Annotated in this window: 7 protein-coding genes; 3 read left to right on the top strand and 4 right to left on the bottom strand. The window is 72.4% G+C overall.

Annotated elements, in window-relative coordinates; genetic code table 11:
- Positions 1-132 precede the first annotated feature (132 nt).
- From OP86_RS31240 to OP86_RS38500, 3 genes are all read right to left on the bottom strand, one after another.
- Positions 133-1,944, bottom strand: a complete 1,812-nt coding sequence (locus tag OP86_RS31240) for an APC family permease (RefSeq protein WP_234435081.1) — start codon at positions 1,942-1,944, stop codon at positions 133-135.
- A 408-nt stretch (positions 1,945-2,352) separates the two neighbouring features.
- Positions 2,353-3,951 (bottom strand): multicopper oxidase family protein, encoded by a 1,599-nt coding sequence (locus OP86_RS31235; protein WP_030058485.1) that lies wholly within the window; start codon positions 3,949-3,951, stop codon positions 2,353-2,355.
- An 88-nt stretch (positions 3,952-4,039) separates the two neighbouring features.
- On the bottom strand, positions 4,040-4,504 hold the full coding sequence (locus OP86_RS38500) for a DUF6153 family protein (RefSeq protein ID WP_033334186.1): 465 nt from the start codon (positions 4,502-4,504) through the stop codon (positions 4,040-4,042).
- A 252-nt stretch (positions 4,505-4,756) separates the two neighbouring features.
- Between OP86_RS38500 and OP86_RS31225 the strand changes: the two genes are divergently transcribed.
- Entirely contained in the window at positions 4,757-7,174 is a 2,418-nt protein-coding gene (locus OP86_RS31225; protein WP_030058483.1) for a collagenase, read from the top strand.
- 116 nt (positions 7,175-7,290) lie between these two features.
- Here OP86_RS31225 and OP86_RS31220 read toward each other — a convergent pair whose 3' ends face one another.
- On the bottom strand, positions 7,291-8,187 hold the full coding sequence (locus OP86_RS31220; RefSeq protein ID WP_030058482.1) for a LysR family transcriptional regulator: 897 nt from the start codon (positions 8,185-8,187) through the stop codon (positions 7,291-7,293).
- A 127-nt stretch (positions 8,188-8,314) separates the two neighbouring features.
- Between OP86_RS31220 and OP86_RS31215 the strand changes: the two genes are divergently transcribed.
- Together OP86_RS31215 and OP86_RS31210 are read left to right on the top strand one after the other, a co-directional pair.
- Positions 8,315-9,397: a YncE family protein gene (locus tag OP86_RS31215; protein ID WP_234435079.1), complete on the top strand. Its 1,083-nt coding sequence runs from the start codon at positions 8,315-8,317 to the stop codon at positions 9,395-9,397.
- Positions 9,398-9,508: 111 nt separating this feature from the next.
- A complete protein-coding gene (locus tag OP86_RS31210; protein ID WP_157849893.1) occupies positions 9,509-10,111 on the top strand; it encodes a hypothetical protein in 603 nt (200 codons plus the stop codon).
- Positions 10,112-10,247: the final 136 nt, after the last annotated feature.

Here is a 10,247-nt window from a genome sequence, read left to right as displayed (position 1 = left end):
CGCCGCCCACGCCCTCCCCTCCCCCCGGGCGTGGGCGGCGCCCTGCGGTCACGGCGTCGTCAGGGCCGCCCGGGGACGCCGACGGCCCGCCCACTCAGCGGGAGTGGACGGGCCGTGGCCTGGGGACGGCCGTCAGCCGACGTGGACGCGCGGGCGGCGCGAGCGGTCCGGCTCGGCCTCGCGCAGCACCTCGCGGGTGACCGGCGCGACCTCGCCCTGTCCGAACAGGAAGAACCGCAGGAACTGGGCGAAGGGGTTGCCCTCGGTCCACTCGAAGTACAGGTGGGGCCGTTGCCCGGTGCGGTCCCGGACGGTGAGCGCCAGCGCGGCGATCGCGTTGGGGATGCTGGAGCTCTCCAGGGTGAGCACCCGGTAGCGCCCGTGCAGCACCTCGCCGCGGACGGTCAGCTCGGACTCGAAGTCGGAGGCGTCGCGGACGGTGACCTCGACGAAGACCAGGTCGTCCTCGCCGGGGATGTCGTTGTCAGCGCGGATCTGGCGGATCTTGTCGCGGTACTCGGCGTTGTCGCGGTTGGTCGGCTCGTTGGCGATCAGCCGCAGCGGACGGTGCGCGTAGTCACGGATGAAACGTTCCGCCACGTCGTCCAGGACGACGTTGGTGACGCGCAGCTCGAAGGCCCGGCGCAGTCGCGACAGCAGCGAGACCAGGATGATGCCGGCGATGAAGCAGGCGCCGATCTTCAGACCGTCCGGGCGCTCCATGCAGTTCAGCACGGTGGTGTAGAGGAAGACCGCGGAGATCGCCGCGAAGGCGACGGTCCAGCCCCGCTCGCGCTTCTTGTACGCGGCGATGGTCACGGCGATCGCCGCCGAGCTGATCAGCACCAGCACGCCGGTCGCGTACGCGCCGCCCTGGGCGTCGACGTTGGCGTCGAAGATCCAGGTGACCAGGAAGCCGATCAGGGTCAGCACGATCACCATCGGCCGCACCGCGCGGGCCCAGTGCGGGGCCATGCCGTAGCGCGGCAGGTAGCGGGGCAGCAGGTTGAGCATGCCCGCCATCGCGGAGGCGCCGGCGAACCAGAGGATCGCGATGGTGGAGAGGTCGTAGACGCTGCCGAAGGCGCCGCCCAGGTATTCGTGCGCCAGGAAGGCCAGGGCGCGGCCGTTGGCCTCGCCGCCCGGCTTGAACTGGTCGGCGGGGATGAGCAGCGTGGTGATGAAGCTGGTGGCGATCAGGAAGCAGCTCATGATCACGGCGGAGGTGGTGAGCAGCTTGCGGGTGCCGCGGATCCGGCCGACCGGGTTCGCGTCGGTGTCGCCGGGCTCGCCCTTGATGTGCGGCATCACGGCGACGCCGGTCTCGAAGCCGGACAGGCCGAGCGCCAGCTTCGGGAAGGTCACCAGGGCCACGCCAACCATGACGATCGGGTTGCCGTGCTGGGCGGTCAGCGCGGCCGTCCAGTCGGTGACCACGTGCGGCGCCTCGATGATCTTCCAGAGGCCGACGGCCACCACGACCACGTTCAGCGCCAGGTACGCCCCGACCAGGAACACCGCCAGGCCGATGGCCTCGCTGAAGCCCTTGAGGAACACCGCGCCGAGCAGGGCCACCAGGATCAGCGTGATCAGCACCTGCTTGCCGCCGAGGACGCTGGTCAGGTGCGGGTTCTCCACCAGGTGCGCGCTCGCGTCGGCGGCGGACAGCGTGATGGTGATCAGGAAGTCCGTCGCCGCGAAGCCCAGCAGCGCGAGGACGAACAGCTTGCCCTTCCAGAAGGACAGCAGCCGCTCCAGCATCGCGATCGAGCCCTCGCCGCGCGGGCTCTCCTTGGCGACCCGCCGGTAGACCGGCAGCGCGCCCAGCAGGGTGACGATCACCAGCACGATGGTGGCGATCGGCGACAGCACGCCCGCGGCCAGGGCGGCGATGCCCGGCTGGTAGCCGAGCGTCGAGAAGTAGTCCAGGCCGGTCAGGCACATCACCCGCCACCAGCGCTGGCCCTCGTGCGCCCCGTGCGCCTCGGGCGTCCCGGAGTCCCCCGCCTCCGGGTCACCCTGCGTGTCCGCGTCCGATGCGGTCTTGGACGCGGACACGTCCTCCAGCAGCCAGCTGCGGAGCCGTATTCGCGCCGACGACGGATCCTCCGTCGCCGTATCCGTCGAACCCGACGAAACCACCTTGCACCTCTTGTTTAAAGACCCCGTAAAAGCGCCGTCGGGCGACGGCAGTGCGCCAGGCTATGCGACGGGCGTTAAGGAGTCGCCATCGGCCCGCGTTAAGAAATCGTCATGACGGCGCAGGTCGGCGCGGGTGGCACGGTGCGGCGGGCCGGGTGCCGGGGCGGGGAGGTGCGCTCCCCGCCCCGGCGTCTCGGGATGCGGACCGGGTTACGCCCGGTAACCGAGGACGGTCATCATGCCCGTCTCCGCGTGGTAGATGTTGTGGCAGTGCACCATCCACAGCCCCGGGTTGTCGGCGTCGAAGTCGACGGCCAGGGTCGCGCCCGGCAGCACGATCGCGGTGTCCTTGCGCGGGCCGTCGCCCGGCAGCGCGAAGCTGTGGCCGTGCAGGTGGACGGGGTGCCACATGGCGGTGCTGTTGCGGAACTCCAGCCGCACCCGCTCGCCCGCCGCCACCGGGTAGCGCTGCGCCGGGTCGTACGGGCGGCCGTTGAACGCCCAGTCGGCCTTCGCCATGCCGCCGGTGAGCTCCAACTGCACTGTGCGGTCAGGGGACTTGGCGGGCAGGCGGACGCTCGGGTCGGCCTTGAGCTGCGCGGCGGTGACGAGCTTGCCGTCCAGTTCCGCCGGGCGCACCGAGGCGTCGGGCGCGGCGCCGCCGCCGGTGCGCAGCACGGCCAGCGCGGTGGCGTTCTTGCCCTCGGCGAGCGCGGTCAGCGGGAAGGCGCCGTCCTTGGCGGTGACCAGGACGTCGTAGCGCTCGCCCATGCCGAGCAGCAGTGCCTGGGTGGTGGCCTGCTCGACCGGGAAGCCGTCGGTGTGGGTGACGGTCAGCTCGTGGCCGCCGAGGGCGACCCGGTAGGCGGTGTCGCCGCCCGCGTTGATCAGGCGGATCCGGATCCGGTCGCCGGGCTTGGCGGTGAAGGTCTCGGGCGCGGTGGCGAGGCGGCCGTTGACCAGGTGGAAGGGGTGGGCGACGTCACCGGCGTCGCCACCGAGCAGCGGGCTCGCGGCGCCCATCAGCATCCGGGCCGGGCCGGTGGCCCCGGCGCTCGGTGCGCCTGCGCCGCCCGTCCCCGGCATGCCGGCCATGTCGTGGCCGGAGTGGTCCATGCCGGCCATCCCGCCCATGCCCTTGGCGAGTTCGGCGAGGACGGCGTCCGGGGTGCTGCCGTCGACGCCGTCCACCCAGTCGTCCAGGACGACGACCCACTCCTTGTCGTAGCGCAGCGGCTCCTTCGGGTCCTCCACGATCAGCGGCGCGTAGAGGCCGCGGTCCTGCTGGACTCCGGAGTGCGGGTGGAACCAGTAGGTGCCCGGGCGACTGAGCGCGAAGCGGTAGTCGAAGGAGGCGCCGGGCTTGACGGCGGCCTGGGTCAGGCCCGGCACGCCGTCCATGTCGTTGCGCAGCGCGAGACCGTGCCAGTGCAGCGAGGTCGGCTGCGGCAGGTGGTTGGCGAGGGTGAGGGCGAGCGTGTCGCCGACGGTGGCACGCACCTCCTGGCCGGGCAGGCGGTCGCCGTACGCCCAGGTGCGGACGGTGCGGCCGCCGAGGTCCAGGGTCGTCTCGGTGGCGGTGAGCGAGACCTTCCGCTCCGGGCCCGGGCTGCGCCTGGCCTCGGCGGCGGCGACCTCGGGGCCGTTCGGGGCGAGGTAGCCGGTGGGGGCGGTGGGGGTGGAGCCGTGGTTCATGGACGAGTGGTCCATGCCCTTCATCGAGCCGGAGCCGGAGCAGGCGGTGAGCAGGCCGGTCCCGGCGGCGGCGAGCGCGGCGGCCAGGACGGTACGGCGGGTGGGTGTGCGCATGGCGGAGTGCACCTCGTGCGGTGGGTGTGGGTGTGCAGGACGTCGCGTCGGCCGTTCCGCGCGCGGGCACGGGACGGCGGGCGCGCGCCTACTGACGCAGCACCGAGAGCCGGTTGAGGAGCATCCGCCCGCCCCCGGGCGGGGGTTGCGCGCGGACGGCCCGCAGCAGGCGGGCCCGTACGTCGGCGGCGGCGTCGCCGCTGCGGCGCAGCAACGGGCCGGTGGCGACGAGGAGCACCAGGGTCCAGCCGGCGAGGACGGCGAGGCAGACCGTCATCGGGTCCATGCCGTCGGCGGCGGCGGCGGGCTCGGCGATCGCGGCCGCGACCGTACCTGTCATCGGGACGGTCACCGCGTGGTGCTCCGGCAGCTGCCGGGCCGCCACCTCACGGGGGGCTAACGCTTCGTGCCCGCCGTGACCGCCGGTCGGATGGCCGAGCGTGTGCATCGTCACGATGCCCAGCAGCAGCGCGGCGAGGAGCAGCAGGCGCAGGGCCCACGGCCCCGGGGGGCCGAACCGGCCGGACCGGCCGAACGGTCGCAGCTGCGCCATCGTTCGCCTCCCGACCGTCTCCGCCTGCCCTGTACCCCCGCAGGGTATCCCGAAGTGCGGCGGGCGGTCCGAGTCGGGGTCAACCCTGTTCACCCTCTTGGCAGGTGCAATTTCACATTGCTATGTTACGGCTCACTCGGCGGCGGTCACGACCCCACAACTCCGCCCCGACGCTCCCCCGGCAGTCCCGGGCCGGAACCCACGGCACTGCCGCCTCGCACCGCCCTGCCACTTCCCCCTCCAGGAGATTCGGTGTCAACTTCCCGCGTTGCCAGGCGAGTCCTGCTCGCCGCCGCGACGGCAGCCACACTCACGCTGCCCACCCTGCAGACCGCCCAGGCCGTCCCCCCGTCGCCGTCGGCCACCACCGCCACCGCGCCGACGACCGCCACCGCGCCGACGTCCGCCAAGGCCGCACCCACCCAGGCCGACCCCGACCAGCGCACCGCCTACGACGACGCCGACCACCTCGGCACCGACGCCGCCAAGCCCGGTGCACCCGCCCCGGCCCCCGGCGGCGGCTCGCTCGGCAGCACCCTCGTGCCCGGCCTGCTGCCCGACCACGTCGGCGCCCCCGCACCCACCGCCGACCAGGCCGCCGCCACCCCGGGCACCACCGCGCCCACCACCCGCGCCGGCGTGCCCTGTACCGTCGACGGCTTCACCGGCCTCAGCGCCGACCAGCTGGTCACCTTCCTCACCGACCCGGCCGTCACCGCCGACGGCTGCCTGCGCTCCGTCATCTGGACGTGGGACGCCCGCTTCACCACCACCATGGACAACGCCCACGTCCAGGCCGTCGCCAAGCGGATCACCCAGCTGTCCGCCACCGACGACGGCACCGGCTCCGCGCACCTCTACGAGCTGTGGACGTACCTGCACGCGACCGCCTACCACGCCTTCGGTCACCACGAGTTGAACCTCTCCGACCCGACCACCCTCGCCGCGGTCCAGCAGGCGATCACGGCGTACGCGGGCAGCGCGCACGCCTTCGACCGCACCGACCTCGCCGCGAACACCCTGCGCGAGACGGCCATCACCGCCGGCGCCGACGGCCTGCGCCAGAACAACCTCGGCCTCGCCCGGCGCATCCTCGGCGTCCTCGCGCCCGGCACCACCGTCGCCGACAGCGGCCCCTGGGGCAACGCCGTCCTCCAGGCGCTCAACCTCAACTACCTGGGCATCTACAACCAGGACCCGGCCTTCCTGTCCGCCGTCGCCGCCGACGCCGACTACCGCGCCGCGTTCCGCGCGTACGCCTCCTGGGGCCACCTCAAGGGCACCAAGAACGCCTGGGCCGCCCGCGACGCCGTCGCCGAGTACGGCCGCTTCGGCCAGGTCCCGGCCCTGCACGACGCCACCCTCGCCGACCTCGGCTCGCTGATCTCCACCACCAAGGCCACCTTCGGCGAGTGGTCCGACCCGTGGGCCAAGGCCATCGGCTGGGCCAACACCTACGGCGTCTGCCGGCAGTACGGCGTCTGCATAGCCGACCTGGAGGCGAAGCTCTTCCCGAACACGTACACCTACGACAACGGCGCCATCGAGGTCCACACCGCCCTCGACAAGGCCACCGTCGACCAGATGTACTACGCGAGCAAGCAGGTCAAGACCCAGTACTTCCGCGTCCTCGGCACCGACCAGCCGCTCGCCGGGGACGTCAACTCCACCCTGCACATCCACCTTTACGCCTCGCGCGCCGACTACGAGGTCTACCACCCGATCCTCACCGGCTACACCACCAACAACGGCGGCATCTACATCGAGCGCGGCGCCACCTTCTACACCTACCAGCGGCGCGTCCCGCAGGACTCCACGCTCACCCTCGAAGAGCTGTTCCGCCACGAGTACGTGCACTACCTCAACGGCCGCTGGGCGGTGCCGGGTTACTTCGGCGACCCGCGCTGGTACGCCGACGACAAGACCACCGCGATGGACGAGGGCACCGCCGAGTTCTTCGACGGCTCCACCCGCGACCAGGGCATCCTGGTCCGCAAGTCGCTGGTCCGCAAGCTCGCCTCCGACGAGGCCGCCGGCATCCCGCGGATGACCATCGCCCAGCTCCTGCACGCCCGTTACACCGACACCCCGGCGTTCCACTTCTACAACTACGCCGGCACCTTCTTCGAGTTCCTCTGGCAGAAGCACCCCTCGCTGCTCCGCGAGATGTACGGCTACCAGCGCGCCGACGACCCGGCCGGCTTCGACGCCTGGCGCGACCGCCTCGGCTCCGACGCCGCCCTGCAGAGCGAGTACTTCGCCTTCCTGGACGCGCAGATCAAGAACGTCGACAACCTGTACGTCCCGTCGACCACCTTCACGGCCAACGCCTCCCTCGACCTCGCCTGGGCCGACGACGTCCAGCAGGAGTTCGCCGCCGCCACCGGCTCCACCCCGAACTGCAAGGACAACGGCGACTGGGCCAACAAGCCCATGCGGTTCGTCTGCACCGGCAGGATCACCGCCAACCTCTCCGACGCCAAGAACCCGGACAAGGTCTTCAAGGACATGTCCGACACCGTCGACTACTTCATCCTCACCCGCACCAAGGACGTCGACGGGGCGAACAACCTCAACGACATGAACTGCAGCTTCGGCAAGGTCGACATCTGGACCGGCGGCAAGGCCGGCACCTCCGACTACACCTGCGAGGGGCCGCTGCGCCGGTAGACCCCGAATTCCCGGGCGCGGTACGGATTGTGGGATCCGTGCCGCGCCCTCCGCTACTCGTTCCGCGCCTGCCGCTACTCGTTCCGCGCCTGCCGCTACTCGTGCCCCGCCCGCCGCTACTCGTGCCCCGCCTGCCGGACGGCGGCCGCCAGGTGCGCGCGGAACCACCGGTGCGCCGGGTCGGCCGAGTTGCGCGGGTGCCAGGCCATCCCCAGCTCCAGCAAGCCGAGTTCGAGCGGGATCGGAAAGGTGCGCAGCCCCAGCGCGGCGAGCGTCTCCGGCAGCCAGTCCGCCAGGCCGAGCGCGACCAGGTCGCTGTCCCGGGCCAGCAGCATCGCGCTGGTGTGGCTCGGTACCACCACCGCCACGCGGCGGCGCAGTCCGCGTTCGGCCAGCGCGGCGTCGATCGGGCCGAGCCGCTTGCCCCGCCGCGAGATGCCGATGTGGTCGGCCGCCGCGAAGCGCCGGGCGGTGATCCGCCCCTCGAACAGCGGATGGCCGCTGCGGGCCACGCCCACCACCGGTGCCCGGACCAGCGGCCGGGTGCGGACCTCGGGATCCAGCTGCCCCAGCACACCCACCTCCACGTCCACCAGCCCCTGGCGCAGCGCGGGCCCGCCCTCCAACGCCTCCGGCAGGAACAGCACGTCGACCTTCGGTGCCTCCGCGCGGATCCGCTCGGTCAGCGGGCCGGCCACCCGGACCAGCACCACGTCACTGGTCTGCACGGCGAAGGTCCGCTCCAGGCCCGCGGGTGCGAACCCGGCCCCGGGCCGCAGCACGTTCTCGCAGTCGCGCAGCAACGCGCCCACCTCCTCCCGGAGTTCGAGCGCCCGCGGGGTCGGCACCATCCCCTGCCCGGCCCGCACCAGCAGTGGATCGCCGACGGCGCGGCGCAGCCGGGCCAGCATCCGGCTCACCGCCGCCGGCGAGGTGCCGAGCCGCTCGGCGGCCCGGGTCACGCTGTTCTCCTGGAGCAGGGCGTCCAGGGCCCGCAGCAGGTTGAGGTCCATCAATGGCTCCTGAACTGCACTTTTGCGTTTGCGGCAACTATCCCGTGCCCATCCTTGCATTGTTCGGCCGCCCCGGGGCGTCGAGAGTGGGACCCGTCCACAGGGAAACCCGCTGCAAGGAGCACCCGTGCCAACCCCTCCCCGTTCCGACCTCCGTTCCGACCTGCGTTCCGACCTCCGTTCCCACCTCGCCGGTGACGTCCTCGCCGCCGTCAGCCAGAGCGGAGCGACCGTCTCCTTCTTCGACGCCGCCACCGACCGGCTCCTCGACACCCTCGAAGTCACCGCCGAGCCGCACGAGTTGTGCTTCGACCCGACCCAGCGGCTGCTCTGGTGCACCACCGCCTACCGCTCCGGCTACTACAACGCGCACGGCGGCCACCGCACCGAACTGACCGTCATCGACGCCGACACCCGCCGGATCGTCGAGGTGATCGACCTCGCCCCCGAGCACGGCCCGCACGGGCTGGCCCTGGACACCGCCCGCCGCCGCCTCTACGTCAGCGTGGAGGCCTCGGCAGACCGCCCCGGCGGCGTCGTGGTCGTCGACACCGAGACCCGCCGCCCGATCGGCCGGATCGACACCGACGCGCCCGGCCCGCACTGGTTCGCCATCTCCCCGGACGGCCGCACCGGCTTCGCCACCAACAAGGAGGCCCCGTTCGTCTCCGTCGTCGACCTGGACCGCGGCGTCCTGACCGCCAAGGTCGAGGTCCCCGGCAGCGAGGGCCTCGCCGTCTCCCCCGACGGCCGCCTCGCCTACGTCGCCTCCCCCTACCTCGGCTTCGCCGCGAAGCCCGACGCCGCCCCCGGCATCAGCGTCATCGACGCCCGCTCGGCCACGGTGACCGCCACCCTCCCCACCGAACACGCCGTGCTCCCGGTCCACCTGACCTCCACCGGCAAGCTCCTGGCCGGCGAGACCCGCGCGATCCCCGCCCCGGACTCCCCCCTCGGCCGGCAGGCCCCCGGCCGCCTCACCGTCTTCTCCGCCGACACCCACCAGCGCCTCGGCTCCGTCGAGATCGGTCTCTTCCCGCTCACCATCACCTCCTCCCCCGACGGCCGCCTCGCCTACGTCTCCAGTGTCGTCTCCTCCACGGTCGACATCATCGACCTCGACACCCTCACCCCCGTCTCCCGCCTCACCCTCCCCAAGCTCGCCGAACCCGGCGCCCACGGCCTCGCCTACCTCCCCCGCCCCGCCTAGGGCGTGACCTGACGTCACCGGACTCCGGGCGCGAGGCCGCGCCCGGAGTCTTGCCGCCGTCCGGGGCGGGGCGCATCCTTGGGTCTCACTCGCCGTTCCGGGGGAGACAGGATGAGACGCGGCTTCGGTGCGCTCTGTGCGACGGTGGCGCTGGTGACGGCTCTGGCCGCGGCCACCGCGTGTGAGCCGATCCTCGTCCCGGCCCGCCGCCAGGCGCCCCTTCCCGAGCCCGCCCCGCCGGCCACCCAGTGGATCGTGGACCTCGTCGCCGCGCTCAACACACCACCCCAGTGCCCGAAACCGACCCGGTCGACCATGACGGTCCTGGACACCGACGGCCGGTACCGGGCGATGGTGTTCTGGCTGGTGGACAGCCTCGACGTCTGCTACGCCGTCATCAACCACAAGGACACGGCGCCCACCACCATCTGGTTCGCCGCCATCGAGGACCTCGTCACCCGCACCCCCATGCCGGCCGACACCACGGCGGGCGTGGACTCCTACGCCTTCACGGCCTACCGCGGCCGGGTGGACGGCATCGAGGTCTCCGGCGACACCGACCGCCTCGTCAGCCCCGTCCACCTGCACACCGTCGACCTCGGCGCGCTCGACCTCGTCACCTTCGCCGAATACCACTACCGGATCCCGCCGACCGGCAGGCCCCTCTCGATCACCCTCTGCACCCCGACCGGGACCTGCCGCAACGCCCACTGACCTAACCCTGAGGAATGCCCCCAGGGCCTGTCTTCGAACTCCCGTCGTCCGCCCGGAGGGCGGGCGGGGCGGCGTTGGGGTGCGTGCATCGCAAGGCGGAGGAGGGAGCCACTGCGGAGCATTGGCGACCGACGAC

The sequence above is a fragment of the Streptomyces novaecaesareae genome (assembly GCF_000716875.1).
Classification (GTDB): Bacteria; Actinomycetota; Actinomycetes; order Streptomycetales; family Streptomycetaceae; genus Kitasatospora; species Kitasatospora novaecaesareae.
Note: the sequence above shows the minus strand (reverse complement) of the source record. Positions and strands in the feature narration are given on the sequence as shown.

Bases quoted from the DNA above. Each gene is read 5' to 3' on its own strand.
- OP86_RS31240 (WP_234435081.1), bottom strand. From the start codon at position 1,944: ATGTGCCTGACCGGCCTGGACTACTTCTCGACGCTCGGCTACCAGCCG.
- OP86_RS31220 (WP_030058482.1), bottom strand. From the start codon at position 8,187: ATGGACCTCAACCTGCTGCGGGCCCTGGACGCCCTGCTCCAGGAGAAC.
- OP86_RS31235 (WP_030058485.1), bottom strand. From the start codon at position 3,951: ATGCGCACACCCACCCGCCGTACCGTCCTGGCCGCCGCGCTCGCCGCC.
- OP86_RS31210 (WP_157849893.1), top strand. From the start codon at position 9,509: ATGAGACGCGGCTTCGGTGCGCTCTGTGCGACGGTGGCGCTGGTGACG.
- OP86_RS38500 (WP_033334186.1), bottom strand. From the start codon at position 4,504: ATGGCGCAGCTGCGACCGTTCGGCCGGTCCGGCCGGTTCGGCCCCCCG.